The following is a 19,674-nucleotide window of genomic DNA, read 5'->3' as shown; positions in this document are numbered from 1 at the left end:
TGTCGCGCACAATCCAAGAGGTGATTGATGCGCGCCACCCCACCTGACTCTCAAGACACAGTGATGGCAACACAACCGATCAAGGCTGAGCGGTTGCGGTTGCTGGACCGCGTCAGCAAATACCGCCAGCCCATTGGCCTGGCGGTCACGCTGCTGTTGTTCGCGATCGCGCTGATTGCCTGCCGCCATCTGCTGAGCGAGCTCGATCTCGACGCGCTGCACGATTCGATTCTCGAAATCCCCAAGCCGGCCTTGCTCGGTGCGCTGGGGGCGACCGTGGCAGGTTTCATCATTTTGCTGGGTTACGAATGGTCGGCCAGTCGCTACGCCGGCGTGAACCTGGCACCGCGAACCCTGGCACTGGGCGGCTTTACCGCCTTCGCCATCGGTAATGCCATCGGTCTTTCGATGCTGTCGGGGGGCTCGGTTCGCTATCGCCTGTATGCACGTCATGGCCTGGGCGCCACTGAAGTGGCCCACATGACGCTGTTTGCCAGCCTGTCGCTCGGCTGCGCCCTGCCGCCGCTCGCCGCCCTCGCAACGCTCAGTAACCTGCCCGGGGCCTCCGCCGCACTGGGACTCTCGGAAACCCTGCTGGGCGCAGTAGCAGCCGCCGTACTGTTGTTATTCGCCGTACTGGCGACGGGGATCTACCGCCGTCGCCTGCCGGAACAACCTTATGCCGACAACCTGTTGGTCAAGGTCGGTCGCCGCACCTTGCGCCTGCCGGGGCGCCGCCTGACCTTCCTGCAACTGGTGATTACCGCCCTCGACGTCGCTGCCGCGGCCACCGTGCTCTATCTGTTGTTGCCCGAAGCGCCGCCTTTCGGTGCGTTTCTCCTGGTGTATCTGCTGGCCCTGGCCGCTGGCGTGCTCAGTCATGTGCCGGGTGGCGTCGGGGTGTTCGAAGCGATCTTGCTGGCGGCCTTCTCCGACACACTCGGCGCTGCGCCACTGGCGGCAGCCCTGCTGCTCTATCGCCTGATCTATGTTGTGCTGCCGATGCTGGTGGCCTGCCTGCTGCTGCTCATCAGCGAAGGCCAGCGCCTGTTCCAGACGCGCCAGACCTTGCGCGCCGCCTCGGGCCTTGCCGCACCGATACTGGCAGTGCTGGTGTTTCTGTCGGGCGTGGTGCTGCTGTTTTCAGGCGCGACCCCGGAAATCGACACCCGCCTGGAACACATCGGCTTTCTGATCCCCCATCGCCTGGTCGACGCCTCGCACTTTGGCGCCAGCCTGATCGGCGTGCTCTGCCTGCTGCTCGCCCAGGGCCTGCGCCGCCGGCTGTCGGCGGCCTGGATGCTGACCACCATTCTGTTGCTGGTCGGCGCCCTGCTCTCCCTGCTCAAGGGCTTCGACTGGGAAGAAGCCAGCCTGATGGTCCTGACCGCCAGTCTGCTCGGGGTTTTCCGCCGCTCGTTCTATCGCCCCAGCCGCCTGACCGAACTGCCGTTTTCGCCGCTGTACCTGGTGGCCAGCCTCTGCGTCCTCGGCGCCTCGATGTGGCTGCTGTTGTTCGCCTATCAGGATGTGCCGTACAGCCACCAGCTCTGGTGGCAGTTCACCCTCGACGCCGATGCACCGCGCGGCCTGCGCTCGCTGCTGGGGGCGGCCGTGCTGCTGGTGGTGGTGTCCCTGACCTGGCTATTGCGCACGGCACGCCCGGTGATCCATCTGCCGACCCCCGATGAACTGGAGCGGGCGAGCAAGATTCTCATGGCCTCGGCGCAACCCGATGGCGGCCTCGCACTGACCGGTGACAAGGCGCTGCTGTTTCACCCCAACGACGAGGCGTTCCTGATGTACGCTCGCCGTGGCCGCAGCCTGGTGGCGCTGTACGACCCGATTGGCCCGGGCCAGCAACGGGCGGAGATGATCTGGCAGTTCCGCGACCTGTGCGACATCCACCACGCCCGCCCCGTGTTCTATCAGGTACGCGCCGAGAACCTGCCCTATTACATGGACATCGGCCTGACCGCGATCAAGCTCGGCGAAGAAGCCCGGGTCGATCTCAAGCGCTTTGATCTCGAAGCCAAGGGCAAGGAGATGAAAGACCTGCGCTACACCTGGAACCGAGGCACCCGCGATGGCCTGTCGCTGGAGATCTTCGAAGCGGGCCAGGCGCCGATGGATGAGCTCAAGGTGATTTCCGATGCCTGGCTGACCGGCAAGAACGTGCGCGAGAAAGGCTTCTCCCTGGGCCGTTTCAGCGATGACTACCTCAAGCATTTCCGCATCGCGGTGATCCGTTTCGAAGGGCGTCCGGTGGCATTCGCCAACCTGCTCGAGACCTACAGCCATGACCTGGCCAGCCTCGACCTGATGCGCGCGCACCCTGAAGCCCCCAAGCTGACCATGGAGTTCATGATGGTCGGCCTGATTCAACATTATAAAAATCATGGATACGCGCGCTTCAGCCTGGGCATGGTGCCGTTGTCGGGGTTGCAACCCCGTCGCGGCGCGCCACTGACCCAGCGCCTGGGCTCGATGGTGTTCCGCCGTGGTGAGCAGCTCTACAACTTCCAAGGCTTGCGCCGCTTCAAAGACAAATTCCAGCCTGACTGGGAACCCCGTTATATGGCCGTGCCCGCCGGACTCGATCCGCTGGTTGCCCTGGCCGACACTGCTGCCCTGATCGCGGGCGGCTTGACTGGATTGGTGAAACGCTGATGATTCAACGCTCCTTGCGCTATGTATTGGGCACGCTGGTGGTGCTGGCCCTGATTCTCGGTGGTGGCTACTGGTACCTCAAACGCCCGGCTCCGGAACCGACCCTCGAACAGTTGACCCCGGCCGACGGTGCCGCGATGACCCGCGTCATCCCCGGCAGCACGCCGCGCGCCCAGGTGCTGGTGGCCGTCAACGAAGATCAAAAACTCAGCGACAAACAATTGCTGACCCTGAGCCGTAGCGGTTCGGCGCAGATCGTCCAGGTCATTCTGCCCAAGGACTGCCTGCTGCAAAGCCGCGCCTTGCAATCTGGCCTGAGGGAACTCAAGGGCCCGGCGACCCTGGTCAGCGGTATCGGCCCCGGTGCCGTGCTGGCGTGGCGCTGGCTGTCCGAGCAGAAGGACGACAAATCCCAGGCCGTTTCGGTGGACCTGGCCCTGGAGAAAGGCGGTTGCACGCACCTGTTGCCGAAAAGCGCGGCTCATGGCCACTGGCTGGTGGCCTGGAACGACAACCCGGACGACACCAGCGCCGGCTTCGTACGTGACCAACCCAATGCCGAAACCAGCATCAGCGACTACGACATCAACCTGCCGCAAGTGCTGAACAACGAACTGCGCAAGATCCTCGTCGGTGGCGACAAAGCCGCGGGCGGCCTGCAAATCCCGGTGGTCGAAGTGCCGGCGGGCCAGGCCAAGGACACCGTGACCCTGTTCCTGTCCGGTGATGGCGGCTGGCGCGACCTGGACCGCGATGTCGCGGGCGAAATGGCCAAGATCGGCTATCCGGTGGTCGGCATCGACACCCTGCGCTACTACTGGCAGCACAAGAGCCCCGAGCAAAGCGCCCTGGACCTCGCCGAGCTGATGCAGCACTACCGGCAGAAATGGGGCACCAAGCGCTTCATCCTGACCGGCTACTCGTTCGGCGCCGATGTGCTACCGGCGATCTACAACCGCCTGGCCGAATCCGAGCAGAATCGCGTGGATGCAATCATCCTGCTAGCCTTCGCCCGCACCGGCAGCTTCGAAATTGAAGTCGAAGGCTGGTTGGGCAATGCCGGCAAGGAAGCCGCCACCGGCCCCGAAATGGCCAAGCTGCCCGCCGAAAAAGTGGTGTGCATCTACGGTGAAGAAGAAGTCGACGAAAGCGGCTGCACCGACAAGAGCGCCGTGGGCGAGACCATCCAGTTGCCTGGTGGTCACCACTTCGACGAGAACTACCCGAAGCTGGCCCAGCGCCTGGTGGATGTGATCGAGAAGCGTCAGGCCAAGGAAGAAGCAACGGCGCAGGAGTGACCTGAACCGCGCCGAAAAAAGCCCCCGCTGCCTGACGGTAGCGGGGGCTTTTTCATCCCGGCAGACACCACAGAACCCTTGTGGGAGCGGGCTTGCTCGCGAAGGGGCCGTGTCAGTCGACATCATCGTTGAATGAGACACCGCCTTCGCGAGCAAGCCCGCTCCCACAGGTGATTCGCGCAGGGTTCAGATCAAGCGCCCGACCACTAAAAAGCCCCCGCTACCACGACGGCAACGGGGGCTTTCAATGATGCGGGTCTTACATCTCCACCTGCGTCCCCAACTCAATCACCCGATTCAACGGCAGGTTGAAAAAGCGCAAGTTGCCATTGGCGTTCTGCAACATGAAGGCGAACAGCGCCTCGCGCCAGCGGGACATGCCTTCGAGCTTGGAGGCGATGACCGTCTCGCGACTGAGGAAATACGTGGTGCGCATCGGACTGAAATCCAGTTCATCGAGATGGCACAGCTTCAACGCCTGCGGCACGTCCGGCTCGTCGGTGAAGCCGAAGTGCAGGATCACCCGGAAGAAACCTTCGCCGTAGGAATCGACCTCGAAACGGCGGTTCGGCGGCACCCTTGGGATGTCTTCGTACACCACGGTCAGCAGCACCACTTGCTCATGCAGCACCTGGTTATGCAGCAGGTTGTGCAGCAGCGCATGGGGCACGGCGTCCGGTCGCGCGGTGAGGAACACGGCCGTGCCCTGTACGCGGTGCGGCGGTTGTACGGCGATGCTGCTGATGAAAATCGGCAGCGGCAGCCCGCCCTCGTCGATACGATCCACCAGCAACTGCTTGCCGCGCTTCCAGGTGGTCATCAGGACAAACAACGCAAGACCGGCGATCACCGGAAACGCCCCGCCCTGCACGATTTTCGGCACGTTGGCGGCGAAGTACACACCATCCACCAACAGGAAACCCAGCAGGATCGGCACCGCCAGGACCGGTGGCCACTTCCACAACAGCAATATCACCGCCGACACCAGAATACTGGTCATCAGCATGGTGCCGGTCACCGCCACACCGTAGGCCGAAGCCAGGGCACCGGAGGACTCGAAACCCAGCACCAGCAGCACCACGCCGACCATCAGCGACCAGTTCACCGCCCCGATGTAGATCTGACCCTGTTCGGCGCTGGAGGTGTGCTGGATGTGCATGCGCGGGATGTAGCCCAGCTGAATGGCCTGTCGGGTCAGGGAGAATGCCCCGGAAATCACCGCCTGGGAGGCAATCACCGTGGCCATGGTCGACAACCCCACCAGCGGAATCAGCGCCCAGCTGGGTGCCAGCAGGTAAAACGGGTTGCGGGCCGCTTCCGGATCGCCCAGCAGCAGCGCTCCCTGGCCGAAGTAGTTCAGCACCAGCGCCGGCAGCACCAGGATGAACCACGCCCGGGCAATCGGCTTGCGGCCGAAGTGCCCCATGTCGGCGTACAGCGCTTCGGCACCGGTCAGCGCCAGCACCACCGCGCCGAGGATCGCCACGCCCATGCCCGGGTGCACGATAAAGAAACGCACGCCCCACACCGGGTTCATGGCTTGCAACACTTCCGGGTGCTGGAGGATGCCGTAGACGCCCAGCGCCCCGAGCACCACGAACCAGGTGACCATGATCGGTCCGAACAGGATGCCGATGCGCGCGGTGCCGTGGCGCTGAATCAGGAACAACGCGACCAGCACCACCAGGGACAGCGGCACCACCCAATGGTCGATCCCGTCGAATGCCAGTCCCAGGCCCTCGATGGCCGACAACACGGAAATCGCCGGGGTGATCATGCTGTCGCCATAGAACAGCGCTGCGCCGATCAATCCGCACACCACCAGCAAGGTGCGCAATCTGGCGTGCCCCGCCGCCGCCCGCCGCGCCAGCGCGGTCAAGGCCATGATCCCGCCTTCGCCCTGGTTGTCGGCGCGCAGCACGAACATCATGTATTTGATCGATACGACCCAGATCAGCGACCAGAAGATCAGCGCCAGAATGCCCAACACGCCGTCATGGTTCACAGGCACGCCATAGCCGCCGGAGAACACTTCTTTGAGGGTGTACAACGGACTCGTGCCGATATCGCCATACACCACCCCGACCGCCGCCACCAGCATGCCGATCGGCTTCGCCGCCGAATGCTCGGCGCCCGCCGCGTGACTACTTGCCTGACCCATCCAACACTCCTGATTCCCAAACCGGCTTCTTCGAACGAAGCACTATGCTTTGTATTGCAGCATGCGCTGTTTTACCTGTTGTTACAGACGTTTTGTTGACTGTAAAAAATCGGTAAAGCCCAACGGCGCGAAGCATAGCGCAGCACTCGTCGTATTTCCCTGCATAAAGCTGGTCAAGAGCGCTTCCCATCGCTAGAATTGCGCACTTTTTGATCAGAGGCGCAGCAAAGCGCCCGTTTGTCGCCTTGCCGTTGTCGGCTGGAGGCGTCACAAATACCGAGGTTAGACATGTCCACCACTCCTGCGCCGGCCAATCCAAAGGTTGGCTTCGTATCCCTGGGTTGCCCCAAAGCACTGGTCGACTCCGAGCGCATCCTGACTCAGCTGCGCATGGAAGGTTATGACGTCGTGTCCACCTACCAGGACGCCGATGTCGTGGTGGTCAACACCTGCGGCTTCATCGATTCGGCCAAGGCCGAGTCCCTGGAAGTGATCGGCGAAGCCATCAAGGAAAACGGCAAGGTCATCGTGACCGGCTGCATGGGCGTCGAAGAAGGCAACATCCGCAACGTGCACCCGAGCGTGCTGGCCGTGACCGGTCCGCAGCAGTACGAGCAAGTGGTCAACGCCGTGCACGAAGTCGTGCCGCCGCGCCAGGATCACAACCCGTTGATCGACCTGGTGCCGCCGCAAGGGATCAAGCTGACCCCACGCCACTACGCCTACCTGAAGATTTCCGAAGGCTGCAACCACAGCTGCAGCTTCTGCATCATCCCGTCGATGCGCGGCAAGCTGGTCAGCCGTCCGGTCGGCGATGTGCTCGACGAGGCCCAGCGCCTGGTCAAGTCCGGCGTGAAAGAGCTGCTGGTGATCTCCCAGGACACCAGCGCCTACGGTGTCGACGTGAAATACCGCACCGGTTTCTGGAACGGCGCGCCGGTGAAAACCCGCATGACCGAACTCTGCGAAGCCTTGAGCACCCTCGGTGTCTGGGTTCGCCTGCACTACGTCTACCCGTACCCGCACGTCGACGAGCTGATCCCGCTGATGGCCGCCGGCAAGATCCTGCCGTACCTGGACATCCCGTTCCAGCACGCCAGCCCGAAAGTGCTGAAGTCGATGAAGCGCCCGGCGTTCGAAGACAAGACCCTGGCCCGGATCAAGAACTGGCGCGAAATCTGCCCGGACCTGATCATCCGTTCGACCTTCATCGTCGGCTTCCCCGGCGAAACCGAAGAAGACTTCCAGTACCTGCTCAACTGGCTGACCGAAGCCCAGCTCGATCGCGTCGGCTGCTTCCAGTACTCGCCAGTCGAAGGCGCGCCCGCCAACGACCTGGACCTGGACGTGGTGCCGGATGACGTCAAGCAGGACCGTTGGGAGCGCTTCATGGCGCACCAGCAGGCCATCAGCTCGGCACGCCTGCAAATGCGCATCGGCCGCGAGATCGAAGTCCTGGTCGATGAAGTCGACGAGCAGGGCGCGGTCGGCCGCTGCTTCTTCGATGCCCCGGAAATCGACGGCAACGTGTTCATCGACAACGGCAGCAACCTCAAGCCGGGCGACAAGGTCTGGTGCAAAGTGACCGACGCCGACGAATACGACCTCTGGGCCGAACAGATCTAAACGAAAAAAATATGAAAAGCCCCGCTCTCTTGACGAGATGCGGGGCTTTTTTACGGCTATCGTTTTGTGTGGAATGGACTCTCACCCTTTACAGCCGGTTGTGAAAAGAAGGAGCAGGCGGGCATGCGCCGACATTCGGTTATCCACACACCGAAACTGAGCGACTACGAAGAACTGACACAGGTCTGGGAAGCGTCGGTACGCGCCACCCATGACTTTCTGCCGGACAGCTACATCGAACTGCTGAAAAACCTGGTGCTGACCCGTTACCTCGACGCCGTGATGCTGATCTGCACCAAAGACGCGCGCCAGCGCATCACCGGGTTCGCCGGCGTCGCGGCGGGCAAGATCGAAATGCTCTTCATTGATCCGGCGCATCGTGGCCAGGGACTGGGCAAGCAGTTGTTGCGCTATGCCATGGAACACCTCAATGCCGATCAACTGGACGTCAACGAACAGAACCCGCAAGCCCTGGGGTTTTATTTCAAGCAAGGGTTCGAGGTGATCGGCCGTTCGGAAGTTGATGGCATGGGCCAGCCGTATCCGTTGTTGCACATGCGCTTTCGCCAGGCGCATCAACTGACGCGCAACGGCTGACACAACACAGACCCCTTGTGGGAGCGGGCTTGTTCGCGAAAGCGGTGTGTCAGTCACCCTTAATGTTCGCTGTTCCACCGCTTTCGCGAGCAAGCCCGCTCCCACAAAAAGCCCCTGCGGCAAAATGGTTCCGGGATTAACCGGCGCCAGGCAGGTACAATGCCCACCCCTTTTTTGTTACGGCCCTGTCATGACTGACCCGATTCGACTCTCCAAACGCCTCATCGAACTCGTCGGCTGTTCCCGTCGGGAGGCTGAGCTGTTCATCGAGGGCGGCTGGGTCACCGTCGACGGCGAAGTCATCGACGAGCCGCAGTTCAAGGTCGGCGCCCAGAAAGTCGAACTCGACAAGGATGCCAAGGCCACCGCGCCGGAACCGGTGACCCTTCTGCTCAACGTGCCCGCCGGCATGGACGCGGACAGCGCCATGGCGACCATCACCGCCGAAACCCTGAGCGAAGAACATCGCTACGGCAAACGCCCGCTCAAGGGCCACTTCCAGCGCCTGACCGCCAGCACCGACCTGCAGGCCAATGCCAGCGGCCTGCTGGTGTTCACCCAGGACTGGAAGATTCTGCGCAAGCTCACGGCCGATGCCAGCAAGATCGAGCAGGAATACGTGGTCGAGGTTGAAGGCGACATGGTCGAGCATGGCCTCAATCGCCTGCAACACGGCCTGACGTACAAGGGCAAGGAACTCCCGGCGGTCAAGGCCAGCTGGCAGAACGAAAACCGCCTGCGTTTCGCCATGAAGAACCCGCAACCGGGGGTGATCGCCCTGTTCTGCCAGGCGGTCGGCCTGAAGGTCGTGGCCATCCGCCGCATCCGTATCGGCGGCGTGTCCATCGGCAAGGTGCCCCTGGGGCAATGGCGCTACCTGTCCGGCAAAGAGAAGTTCTAAGGCTTTTCACGCCGCCACACATTTCGGTGTCGCGCCTGGACGCGACGCCCACAGCTGAATATCAGGACTGCCTACATGATTCATAACGACGTACTGCGCAGCGTGCGCTACATGCTCGACATCAGCGACAAGAAGGTCATCGAGATCATCAAGCTCGGCGGCATGGACGTGACCCTGCCAGACCTCCTGACGTACCTTGACAAGAAAGAAGAGGACGAAGAAGGCTTCGTGCGCTGCCCGGACGAAGTCATGGCGCACTTCCTCGACGGCCTGGTGATCTTCAAGCGCGGCAAGGATGAAAGCCGTCCGCCGCAGCCGATCGAAGTCCCGGTGACCAACAACATCATTCTGAAAAAGCTGCGCGTGGCCTTCGAACTGAAGGAAGACGACATGCACGCGATCCTCAAGGCCGCCGAGTTCCCGGTGTCCAAGCCGGAACTGAGCGCACTGTTCCGCAAGTTCGGCCACACCAACTACCGCCCGTGCGGCGACCAGTTGCTGCGTAACTTCCTCAAGGGCCTGACCCTGCGCGTGCGCCCACAGTAACGTGCAACACGCCTCTGACCAGTAGGAGCTGTCGAGCGTAGCGAGGCTGCGATCTCTTGATCTTTTCAACCAGCTGAAATTTGAAAGATCACAGCCTCGCCAAGCTCGGCAGCGCCTACAGGTCCGAATGGCCCCCCATTCCGCATAAAAATAGTGGCTCCGCTTCCGGCGGCTGGCGACTAGGGTGTAATGACCCTCAGTCTTCAGGATTTGCCATGCATCCCTATTTTTCCCTACAAGGCCGCACCGCGCTGGTGACCGGCGGCACCCGTGGTATCGGCAAAATGATCGCCAAGGCTTATGTCGAAGCCGGCGCCACCGTGTACGTCTGCGCCCGCGATGCCGAAGCCTGCCAGCAAACGGCGGATGAACTCGGTGCCTTCGGACGCTGCCATGGCGTAGCGGCCAACCTCGCCACCGAAGAAGGCGTGTTGCAGCTGGCCACGCGGCTGGGCGAGCAGATCACCCACCTCGACATTCTGGTCAATAACGCCGGCACCACCTGGGGCGCCCCTCTGGAGAGCTACCCCATCAAAGGCTGGGAAAAGGTCATGCAGCTCAACGTGACATCGGTATTCAATTGCATCCAGCAATTCCTGCCGTTGCTGCGCAAGGCCGGCTCGCCTGCGAATCCGGCACGGGTCATCAACATCGGCTCGGTTGCCGGGATTTCATCCTTCGGCGAACAGGCCTATGCCTATGGGCCAAGCAAGGCGGCGCTGCATCAGCTTTCGCGAATCCTGGCACGGGAACTGGTGAGCCAGCACATCAACGTCAACGTGATCGCACCGGGGCGCTTTCCGAGCAAGATGACCCAACACATCGGCAATGATGAGCAGGCATTGGCGCAGGACACGGCACTGATCCCGATGAAGCGCTGGGGGCGCGAGGAGGAAATGGCGGCGCTGGCGATCAGCCTGGCGAGTACGGCCGGGGCGTATATGACCGGTAACATCATTCCGCTGGATGGAGGGTTCAGCCTCTGAGATTGGCGGTGCGGCGTTCGCGAGCAAGCCCGCTCCCACAAGGGGAATCGGTGTTCACAAATTTTGTGTCCGACACAGATCCACTGTGGGAGCGAGCCTGCTCGCGAAAGGGCCAGCACAGCCAACACTGAACACAAGTCGATCGGGTTATCATGCCCACCCTCATCCCGCCTCGACCGCCCACCATGACCTACAGCGTTTCCCCCATCGGCTTCGTGCGTTCCTGCTTCAAGGAGAAGTTCGCCATCCCGCGCCAACCCCAACTGGCCCCGGCCGCGCGCGGCGTCCTGGAATTGGTGGCACCATTCGACCAGGGCGATGCGGTGCAGGGACTGGAGCAGGTCAGCCATGTCTGGCTGCTGTTCCTGTTTCATCAAGCCCTGGAGGACAAGCCGCGCCTCAAAGTGCGCCCGCCTCGCCTGGGCGGTAACAAATCCATGGGCGTGTTTGCCACCCGCGCCACCCACCGCCCTAACGGCATTGGCCAATCCGTGGTGAAACTGGACAAGGTCGAAGCCAATCGCCTTTGGATATCCGGCATCGATCTGCTGGATGGCACACCGGTTCTGGATATCAAACCCTATGTGCCTTACGCCGACATCATCGATGCAGCCTCCAACAACATCGCCAGCGCCGCGCCACGGCTGATTCCCGTGCAGTGGACGGAGAGTGCGCTGCATCAGGCTCACGGTCACGCTCAACGCCTTGCAGAGCCGTTGGTTGAGTTGATTGAGCAATGTTTGGCGCAGGATCCGCGCCCCGCTTACCAGACACCGGCGCCGGAGCGGGAATACGGTGCGCAGTTCTGGGACCTGGATGTGCGCTGGCACTACCCGACGCCGGAGCTGATCCGCGTGCTCGAAGTGATTCCCGCAAAGATCTGAACGCCACAAACCACTGTGGGAGCGAGCCTGCTCGCGAAAGGGGGTGTGTCAGTCAACATCAATGCCGACTGGTACATCCTCTTCGCGAGCAGGCTCGCTCCCACAGGTAAAGCAACGCGGCTGAGCGGTGCTCTTATTTCTCGACGAACGCACGCTCGATCAGGTAATCACCCGGCTCGCGCATCCGCGGCGAAACCTTCAGGCCGAAGCTGTTCAGCACTTCGCTGGTTTCGTCGAGCATGCTCGGGCTGCCGCACAGCATGGCGCGGTCGTCCTGCGGGTTAATCGGCGGCAGACCGATGTCGCTGAACAGCTTGCCGCTGCGCATCAGGTCGGTCAGGCGGCCTTCGTTTTCGAACGGCTCGCGGGTTACGGTCGGGTAGTAGATCAACTTGTCACGCAGGGCGTCGCCGAAGAACTCGTTCTGCGGCAGGTGCTCGGTGATGAACTCGCGGTAGGCGACTTCGTTGACGTAACGCACGCCGTGGCACAGGATCACTTTTTCGAAACGCTCGTAGGTTTCCGGGTCCTGGATGACGCTCATGAACGGCGCCAGGCCGGTACCGGTGCTGAGCAGGTACAGGTGCTTGCCAGGCTTCAGGTCATCCAGCACCAGCGTGCCGGTAGGCTTCTTGCTGATGATGATCTCGTCGCCTTCCTTGAGGTGCTGCAACTGGGAAGTCAGCGGACCATCTGGCACCTTGATGCTGAAAAACTCGAGATGCTCTTCCCAGTTCGGGCTGGCAATCGAGTAAGCGCGCATAAGCGGGCGGCCATTGGGTTGTTGCAGGCCGATCATCACGAACTGACCGTTCTCGAAGCGCAGGCCCGGATCACGGGTGCACTTGAAGCTGAACAGAGTGTCGTTCCAGTGATGAACACTGAGGACACGCTCGTGGTTCATGTTGCTCATGTACGGGGACTCCTGGAGATTTTGTCTGCGCCTGCGCTTCACAAGCCAGAATAGCGGTGCGCAATTGCATCGCATTCTAATAGCAGCGAGAATATCTGTTAAATGGATTATTAAGATAAGGGTTATCGGTTATATCGATATGCGATTTACTCTCCGTCAACTTCAAGTATTCGTCGCCGTTGCCCAGCAGGAAAGCGTGTCCCGTGCCGCAGGCCTGCTCAACCTTTCACAATCGGCGGCGAGCACCTCGATCACCGAACTGGAGCGCCAGTCCAGCTGCCAGCTGTTCGACCGTGCCGGTAAACGGCTGAGCCTCAACGCGCTCGGTAAACAGCTGCTGCCGCAAGCGGTGGCGATGCTCGACCAGGCCAAGGAAATCGAAGACCTGCTCAACGGCAAGTCCGGTTTCGGCTCATTGGCGGTGGGCGCGACCCTGACCATTGGCAACTACCTGGCCACCCTGCTGATCGGCGGTTTCATGCAGCGCCACCCGGAAAGCCAGGTGAAGCTCCATGTACAGAACACCGCCAATATTGTGCAGCAGGTGGCCCATTACGAAATTGACCTGGGTCTGATTGAAGGCGACTGCAGCCATCCGGACATCGAAGTGCAGAGCTGGGTCGAGGATGAGCTGGTGGTGTTTTGCGCGCCCCAGCATCCCCTGGCCCAGCGGGGCATCGCGACCATGGAAGAGCTGAGCCATGAAGCCTGGATCCTGCGTGAGCAAGGCTCGGGAACTCGCCTGACCTTCGATCAGGCCATGCGCCATCACCGCAGCGCGCTGAACATTCGCCTGGAACTGGAACACACCGAAGCGATCAAGCGCGCGGTGGAGTCCGGCCTGGGGATTGGCTGCATCTCGCGGCTGGCACTGCGCGACGCCTTTCGCCGTGGCAGCCTGGTGCCGGTGGAGACGCCGGACCTGGACCTGGCGCGGCAGTTCTACTTCATCTGGCACAAACAGAAATACCAGACCTCGGCGATGCGCGAGTTCCTCGATCTGTGCCGCGCCTTCACCGCCGGGGTCCAGCGCAGCGACGAGATCGTGCTGCCGACCATCGCTTAAAGCAGAATCACCGCCCACACCAGCGCGATCATGGTCAACGCCACCATTTGCGCGGCGCTGCCCATGTCTTTGGCGTTCTTCGACAGTGGATGCCGTTCAAGGGAAATGCGGTCGATGGCCGCTTCCACGGCCGAGTTGAGCAACTCGACGATCAGGGCCAACAGGCAGACCGCAATCAGCAACGCCTGCTCGACGCGACTGACGTTCAGGAAGAACGACAAGGGAATCAGGATGACGTTGAGCAACACCAGCTGCCGGAAAGCGGCTTCGCCGGTAAAAGCGGCACGCAGGCCATCAAAGGAGTAGCCGGAGGCATTGAGGATGCGTTTCAGGCCGGTCTGGCCTTTGAATGGGGACATAGAGTAGGCAACTGACCAAAAGGGAGTGGAAAAGCTAGATTAACCCAAGTCAAAAAAGCGTGAAGACGCCAGCCCTTAGTGGCTCGAAATTGACTCAAGTTGTTGCAGGAGCAACGCTGCCTGGGTACGGGTTCGCACGTTCAGCTTGCGGAAAATCGCCGTGACGTGGGCCTTGATGGTCGCCTCGGACACACTCAACTCATAGGCGATCTGCTTGTTCAGCAAGCCTTCGCAGACCATGGTCAATACACGGAACTGCTGCGGCGTGAGACTGGCAAGGCCTTCACTGGCTGCCTTGGCTTCATCGGAAACGCTGACCGCTTCGAATGCCTGCGGTGGCCAGTACACGTCGCCATCCAGCACGGCACGCACGGCCTTCTGGATCACGCTCAGGTCGCTGGACTTGGGAATGAAGCCACTGGCGCCGAACTCACGGGACTTGACCATCACCGAGGCTTCTTCCTGGGCCGAGACCATCACCACCGGAATCTGCGGGTACTGGCCGCGCAACAGCACCAGCCCGGAAAAACCGTACGCCCCCGGCATGTTCAGGTCCAGCAGCACCAGGTCCCAGTCGGCCTTCTCGGTCAGGCGGGTTTCCAGCTCGGCAATGCTCGCCACTTCCACCAGACGGACATCCGGACCAAGCCCGAGGGTCAACGCTTGATGCAAGGCGGAACGAAAAAGCGGGTGGTCATCGGCGATCAGGATTTCGTATGTGGCCATTTTTCAAATGATCCTGTTTTTTCAAACAACTCGAGGTACAGCCACGGAGCTGCACCAACAGGGCACGTTCAACACCAATCCAGACGGCGTATCAAACTCCGGCCGCGCCCCAATCGGCGCCAAGCATGCCCAGCGAAACCGGGGTGGTCAAGCGACATGGCCAGTACAGTCTTTTGCAGTATGGGCGACAATCAGCCCACGGCCGGGACGGCATTGCGCACAAATGGCAACAACTCGGCATGCGCCGGTGTTTCAACGTTCATTTCGAGTTGGCGCTTGGCTCCGAGGTAATGCTGGCTGAACACGTCGAAATAAGCCTCCAGTGCCGACGACGCCTGCACATCACCCGCCAGATCCAGGCACAACGCCGCGACTTCCGCAGTGCACAGGTGTTCGCTGCGGGTCGAGCGGCGCAATTGATAGCGCGAGAGTTTTTCAGGCAACAGGCTAAGAATCGGCAACGCATCGAAATAAGGGCTTTTGCGGAAAATCTTCCGGGCTTCGGTCCAGGTCGCGTCCAGCAGAATGAACAACGGACGCCTGGCACTGTCGACCGCCACACTGTGGGTGACGCGCTCGGGCTCTACATATTCGCCCGGGAACACCAGGTAAGGCTGCCATTGCGGATCGGACAACAAGGCCAGCAACTGTTGATCGACTTCGGTCCGCGACCAGATGAATGCATGGTTATCGCGCACCACATCGGCGATCAGCCAACCGGTATTGCTCGGCTTGAACACCTCCTTGCCGGTCATGATCAGGCAGACCCCGGAACGGGTCTCGACCTGTGGACGCCAGGCGCACAGGCAATGACTTTCGATCACACGACAGGCACGGCAGCGGGTGGCGCGCCAGCCGCGGGCCTGGATCGGCTTGATACCTTCTTCTTCACGCTGATCGCGCAGGCGGGCGACGGCGTTGGGGGCGTGATTCATCGTGGGCAACACCGGCAGACAGGGAAACTCGACACGAACAGCACTCGGCTTGGCAATGTAAAGGCCGGCAGTTTACCAGAGCGGATGGCGCGAGCCTGTACCGTCCAGACCGGCTCCCCTATAATTCGCCGCCACTGAACGCACAGTCACGTGGCTGGTCGAACCACCAGTCACTGAACCAGGAGAGTTTCATGCTGCGCCTTATCGTTCCCACCGCTGCCATTCTGCTGGCGTCGTCCTTCAACGCTCAGGCTGCGTCCCTGAGTGAGCAGAATCTGAACAGAGAACTGCGCAACGTCGCCGCGCAAAGCAGTGTTGGCACGCCTCGGGCCATCAATGAAGACATTCTTGACCAAGGCTACACCGCCGAAGGCAACGTGCTGATCAACCACCTGAGCGTACAGAGCAGCCATGCGCAGAAGATGCGCGCGGATCCCAAAGCCGTGTATTTCCAGCTTGGCGCGTCCGTGTGCAGGAATGAAGGGTTCCGCAAGCTGATGAAGAAGGGCGCGGTCATGCGCTATGACTTCACCGAGGTGAAGACCAATCGCCCGGTCGGTTCCGCAAGCTTCCAGGAGTCGGATTGCCCGAAAGCCGCACCGGTGAAGAAGAAGTAACTATCTGGACTTGGCGCGCCGCTGCTCATCCTCGGCGCGCAGATCCGCCAGCAATGCCTGCAAGTAACGCGAGCGCCGCTCTGCTCCCTCCAGTCGTCGGCAACACTCCTCCTCGAGACTCACATGATTGATCTCGGCCGATGACTTCAGCAACCGATACAGCTGCGTATCGATCTCTATTTCCAGAATGACTCTGGCCATGGCTACCGCCTCCTTGCTCCTCGCTCTTGTTGAGCGATTAATCCCTGAACCGCTATACCGTGCGCCCTGCCATTGACGCAAAGCTGTCGCATGACGCCTGTAACTTAGTAAATCAGACAGCAGAACTCTCGGCGAACGTTCTGACGAGCGGTGAAACCACCTTGCAAATCGTCAATAAGCGGTTGCCAGGAAAGACTTTGCGGCGCAATCATCAAGGCAGCGCAAATCCCTGCAAGGGTCTAGATTTCAGAGTAATCCAGTCGATTTTTTCAGGGCAGGAAAGGGGCCGCCCAAAACGCGTTCGTTGTGCGAATGTTTTCTTTCATCCAAGGGAAAAACAGAGCCTGTATGGATGACCCGATGATTATCAGGGTCAAGTGGATCGCCCAGGCATGGGCTTGGGCAGACAGCGATACATGACGTGTCGTGGTATCGACGAATGCGTCGTCGGCGCCGAGGGTTCTGTGCAGAAGGAGAAGTTGAATGCCTTACCAACCGAATGACCTCCTGAGCCGTCATTTTCAAGAAAGCGGCCACGACCTGATCAGCAAGGTCGAAGAACAACTCACCCTGGTTTCCCCCAACAGCCCGAACATCCCCATCTACCGCGACATGATCCTGACCGTGCTGCGAATGGCCCAGGAAGACCACAACCGCTGGAATGCCAAGATCACTCTACAAGCCCTGCGCGAACTGGAGCACGCGTTCCGTGTACTGGAGCAATTCAAGGGCCGGCGCAAAGTCACGGTGTTCGGCTCGGCTCGCACCCCCGTGGAACACCCGCTGTACGCTATGGCACGGGAACTGGGTAGTGCACTGGCACGCTCGGACATGATGGTGATCACGGGCGCAGGTGGCGGCATCATGGCAGCGGCTCACGAAGGTGCTGGCCTGGCGCACAGCCTGGGATTCAACATCACCCTGCCCTTCGAACAACACGCCAACCCCACGGTCAATGGCACCAGCAACCTGCTGCCCTTCCACTTCTTCTTTACCCGCAAGCTGTTCTTCGTCAAGGAAGCCGATGCACTGGTGCTGTGCCCTGGCGGGTTCGGCACCCTGGATGAAGCACTGGAGGTGCTGACACTGATCCAGACCGGCAAAAGCCCGCTGGTGCCGGTGGTGTTGCTGGATGTGCCAGGTGGCAAATTCTGGCAAGGGGCGCTGGACTTCATCCATCAGCAGCTTGAGGAAAACCGCTACATCCTTCCCACTGACATGAAACTGGTGCGACTGGTCTACAGCGCCGAGGAAGCTGTCGAACACATCAACCAGTTCTACAGCAACTTCCACTCAAGCCGATGGCTCAAGCATCAGTTCGTGATCCGCATGAACCACAAACTCAGCGATCCCGCGCTCGAACACATGCAGGCGGCATTTGCCGACCTGTGCCTGAGCGACCATTTCCATCAGCATGCCTACGACGGCGAGGAGCACGACGAAGCGCAATTCAGTCACCTGGCTCGACTGGCCTTCACCTTCAACGCCCGTAATCATGGCCGCTTGCGTGAACTGGTGGATTACATCAACTTGCCGGAAAACTGGGCGCCCTCCCAGCAGCAGGCGCCACAGCGTGCGCGGGAGCCTTCGAAGGTTACCTGAGGCAAAAAAAACGGCCCGCTATCAAATAGCGAGCCGTTTCAGTCAATCGTCCATTCCTCGGCCGTTGAACAAGCGGCTGATCATTTCCATGGAATATCCCCGATACGCGAGGAACCTGCCCTGCTTGGCACGTTCCCGTGCATCTATCGGTAACTGCCCGGAGAACTTGCGCCGCCAGGTGTCTTCCAATTGCCCCTGCCAGTCGATACCGCTCTCGCGCAAGGCGAGTTCGATATCAACACGCTGCAAGCCGCGCTGGCTCAACTCTTCACGAATGCGTAAAGGGCCGTAACCGGCACGTGCACGGTAGGAAACGAAGCTTTCGAGGTAACGGGATTCGGAGAGAAGACCCTCTTCCGTCAATCGATCGAGTGCTGAGTCGATCATTTCGGGGAGAGCGCCGCGCTGACGCAGTTTACGCGTCAGCTCGACTCGACCGTGCTCGCGTCGCGCGAGCAGGTCCATGGCGGTTCGCCGCACCGCGACGAGTGTATCAAGTACGGCGGTCGTCATCGGAGCAATCAGATATCAGCGTCGGCCAGGTCGTCTTCGGTTTCTTTGACCGCGGAGGCCTTGGATTCCGCTACCGATGAAGGCGACAGCAACTTGTCACGCAGTTGCTTCTCGAGTTTTGCCGCGATCTCCGGGTTATCCGCCAGGAACTTGGCCGAGTTGGCCTTGCCCTGACCGATCTTGGTGCCTTCGTAGGCATACCAGGCACCGGATTTCTCGACGAAGCCGTGCAGAACGCCCAGGTCGATCATCTCACCATTGAGGTAGATACCCTTGCCGTAAAGAATCTGGAACTCGGCCTGACGGAACGGCGAAGCCACCTTGTTCTTCACAACCTTGACACGAGTTTCGCTACCGACAACCTCATCACCTTCTTTCACCGCGCCAGTGCGGCGGATATCCAGACGAACCGACGCGTAGAACTTCAACGCGTTACCACCGGTGGTGGTCTCCGGGCTGCCGAACATCACGCCGATTTTCATACGGATCTGGTTGATGAAGATCACCAGGCAGTTGGCGTTCTTGATGTTACCGGTGATTTTACGCAGCGCCTGGGACATCAGACGGGCTTGCAGGCCCACGTGCATGTCACCCATTTCGCCTTCGATTTCAGCCTTTGGCACCAGCGCCGCCACGGAGTCGACGATGATCACGTCAACCGCGTTGGAGCGCACCAGCATGTCGGTGATTTCCAGGGCCTGCTCGCCGGTGTCCGGTTGGGAAACCAGCAGGTCGTCGACGTTGACGCCCAGCTTGCCGGCGTATTCAGGGTCGAGGGCGTGTTCGGCATCGACGAATGCGCAGGTCGCGCCGGCTTTTTGAGCCTGGGCGATCACGGACAATGTCAGCGTGGTTTTACCGGAAGATTCAGGACCATAGATTTCAACAATACGGCCTTTTGGCAGACCGCCAATGCCCAGTGCGATGTCCAGACCCAGAGAGCCAGTAGAGATGGCCGGGATCGCCTGGCGGTCCTGATCGCCCATACGCATTACGGCACCCTTGCCGAATTGACGTTCGATCTGACCCAGGGCCGCAGCCAAGGCTTTCTTCTTGTTGTCGTCCATTAAAGT

General features: G+C 60.8%; 19 protein-coding genes. 11 read left to right on the top strand and 8 right to left on the bottom strand.

Features of this window, described 5'->3' with window-relative positions; all coding sequences use genetic code 11:
• Window positions 1-63 precede the first annotated feature (63 nt).
• Both mprF and F8N66_RS08395 read left to right on the top strand, forming a co-directional pair.
• Complete coding sequence (gene mprF / locus F8N66_RS08400) at window positions 64-2,670, top strand: bifunctional lysylphosphatidylglycerol flippase/synthetase MprF (RefSeq protein WP_412070722.1); 2,607 nt, start codon at window positions 64-66, stop codon at window positions 2,668-2,670.
• Window positions 2,670-3,968, top strand: coding sequence for a virulence factor family protein (locus tag F8N66_RS08395; protein WP_150769729.1), 1,299 nt, complete (start codon window positions 2,670-2,672; stop codon window positions 3,966-3,968). Before mprF ends, F8N66_RS08395 begins: the two co-directional genes overlap by 1 nt.
• Window positions 3,969-4,227: 259 nt before the next feature.
• Here the strand turns inward: F8N66_RS08395 and F8N66_RS08385 are convergent, their stop codons facing one another.
• On the bottom strand, window positions 4,228-6,129 hold the full coding sequence (locus F8N66_RS08385; protein WP_150769728.1) for a potassium transporter Kup: 1,902 nt from the start codon (window positions 6,127-6,129) through the stop codon (window positions 4,228-4,230).
• 288 nt (window positions 6,130-6,417) lie between these two features.
• Here F8N66_RS08385 and rimO point away from each other — a divergent pair, with 288 nt between their 5' ends.
• From rimO to tsaA, 6 genes are all read left to right on the top strand, one after another.
• A complete protein-coding gene (rimO, locus tag F8N66_RS08375; RefSeq protein WP_150769726.1) occupies window positions 6,418-7,755 on the top strand; it encodes a 30S ribosomal protein S12 methylthiotransferase RimO in 1,338 nt (445 codons plus the stop codon).
• A 123-nt stretch (window positions 7,756-7,878) separates the two neighbouring features.
• The gene (locus F8N66_RS08370; RefSeq protein WP_150769725.1) at window positions 7,879-8,352 is read left to right on the top strand and encodes a GNAT family N-acetyltransferase; all 474 of its coding nucleotides are present in this window, start codon (window positions 7,879-7,881) and stop codon (window positions 8,350-8,352) included.
• A 190-nt stretch (window positions 8,353-8,542) separates the two neighbouring features.
• The gene (locus F8N66_RS08365; protein WP_150769724.1) at window positions 8,543-9,253 is read left to right on the top strand and encodes an rRNA pseudouridine synthase; all 711 of its coding nucleotides are present in this window, start codon (window positions 8,543-8,545) and stop codon (window positions 9,251-9,253) included.
• A 75-nt stretch (window positions 9,254-9,328) separates the two neighbouring features.
• Window positions 9,329-9,799 carry a DUF1456 family protein gene (locus F8N66_RS08360; protein WP_046816549.1) on the top strand — a complete coding sequence of 157 codons (471 nt, stop codon included), beginning with the start codon at window positions 9,329-9,331 and terminating at the stop codon, window positions 9,797-9,799.
• Between the two features lie 215 nt (window positions 9,800-10,014).
• Window positions 10,015-10,785: an SDR family oxidoreductase gene (locus tag F8N66_RS08355; RefSeq protein WP_150769723.1), complete on the top strand. Its 771-nt coding sequence runs from the start codon at window positions 10,015-10,017 to the stop codon at window positions 10,783-10,785.
• A gap of 185 nt (window positions 10,786-10,970) precedes the next feature.
• Complete coding sequence (tsaA, locus tag F8N66_RS08350; protein WP_150770157.1) at window positions 10,971-11,669, top strand: tRNA (N6-threonylcarbamoyladenosine(37)-N6)-methyltransferase TrmO; 699 nt, start codon at window positions 10,971-10,973, stop codon at window positions 11,667-11,669.
• Window positions 11,670-11,802: 133 nt separating this feature from the next.
• On the opposite strand, the gene fpr is transcribed toward tsaA, so the two are convergent.
• Entirely contained in the window at window positions 11,803-12,582 is a 780-nt protein-coding gene (gene fpr / locus F8N66_RS08345; protein ID WP_008054100.1) for a ferredoxin-NADP reductase, read from the bottom strand.
• Between the two features lie 139 nt (window positions 12,583-12,721).
• Here fpr and F8N66_RS08340 point away from each other — a divergent pair, with 139 nt between their 5' ends.
• Window positions 12,722-13,648 carry a LysR family transcriptional regulator gene (locus F8N66_RS08340; protein WP_150769722.1) on the top strand — a complete coding sequence of 309 codons (927 nt, stop codon included), beginning with the start codon at window positions 12,722-12,724 and terminating at the stop codon, window positions 13,646-13,648.
• On the opposite strand, the gene F8N66_RS08335 is transcribed toward F8N66_RS08340, so the two are convergent.
• From F8N66_RS08335 to F8N66_RS08325, 3 genes are all read right to left on the bottom strand, one after another.
• On the bottom strand, window positions 13,645-14,007 hold the full coding sequence (locus F8N66_RS08335) for a diacylglycerol kinase (protein ID WP_150769721.1): 363 nt from the start codon (window positions 14,005-14,007) through the stop codon (window positions 13,645-13,647). The two genes, F8N66_RS08340 and F8N66_RS08335, sit on opposite strands and share 4 nt — an antisense overlap.
• A 75-nt stretch (window positions 14,008-14,082) precedes the next feature.
• Window positions 14,083-14,733, bottom strand: coding sequence for a response regulator transcription factor ErdR (gene erdR / locus F8N66_RS08330; protein WP_150769720.1), 651 nt, complete (start codon window positions 14,731-14,733; stop codon window positions 14,083-14,085).
• A gap of 191 nt (window positions 14,734-14,924) precedes the next feature.
• The gene (locus F8N66_RS08325) at window positions 14,925-15,668 is read right to left on the bottom strand and encodes a tRNA-uridine aminocarboxypropyltransferase (protein WP_150769719.1); all 744 of its coding nucleotides are present in this window, start codon (window positions 15,666-15,668) and stop codon (window positions 14,925-14,927) included.
• Between the two features lie 191 nt (window positions 15,669-15,859).
• Between F8N66_RS08325 and F8N66_RS08320 the strand changes: the two genes are divergently transcribed.
• Window positions 15,860-16,285 (top strand): PA3611 family quorum-sensing-regulated virulence factor, encoded by a 426-nt coding sequence (locus F8N66_RS08320; protein ID WP_150769718.1) that lies wholly within the window; start codon window positions 15,860-15,862, stop codon window positions 16,283-16,285.
• Here F8N66_RS08320 and F8N66_RS08315 read toward each other — a convergent pair whose 3' ends face one another.
• Complete coding sequence (locus F8N66_RS08315; protein ID WP_150769717.1) at window positions 16,286-16,486, bottom strand: hypothetical protein; 201 nt, start codon at window positions 16,484-16,486, stop codon at window positions 16,286-16,288.
• A 483-nt stretch (window positions 16,487-16,969) separates the two neighbouring features.
• Here F8N66_RS08315 and F8N66_RS08310 point away from each other — a divergent pair, with 483 nt between their 5' ends.
• Window positions 16,970-18,088, top strand: coding sequence for an LOG family protein (locus tag F8N66_RS08310; RefSeq protein WP_150769716.1), 1,119 nt, complete (start codon window positions 16,970-16,972; stop codon window positions 18,086-18,088).
• A gap of 42 nt (window positions 18,089-18,130) precedes the next feature.
• Here F8N66_RS08310 and recX read toward each other — a convergent pair whose 3' ends face one another.
• Together recX and recA are read right to left on the bottom strand one after the other, a co-directional pair.
• Window positions 18,131-18,601, bottom strand: a complete 471-nt coding sequence (gene recX / locus F8N66_RS08305; RefSeq protein ID WP_150769715.1) for a recombination regulator RecX — start codon at window positions 18,599-18,601, stop codon at window positions 18,131-18,133.
• 8 nt (window positions 18,602-18,609) lie between these two features.
• Window positions 18,610-19,668 carry a recombinase RecA gene (recA, locus tag F8N66_RS08300; RefSeq protein ID WP_008030012.1) on the bottom strand — a complete coding sequence of 353 codons (1,059 nt, stop codon included), beginning with the start codon at window positions 19,666-19,668 and terminating at the stop codon, window positions 18,610-18,612.
• Between the last annotated feature and the right edge of the window lie 6 nt (window positions 19,669-19,674).

The sequence above is a fragment of the Pseudomonas fluorescens genome (assembly GCF_902498195.1).
In the GTDB taxonomy this organism is placed as follows: Bacteria; Pseudomonadota; Gammaproteobacteria; order Pseudomonadales; family Pseudomonadaceae; genus Aquipseudomonas; species Aquipseudomonas fluorescens_BU.
Note: the sequence above shows the minus strand (reverse complement) of the source record. Positions and strands in the feature narration are given on the sequence as shown.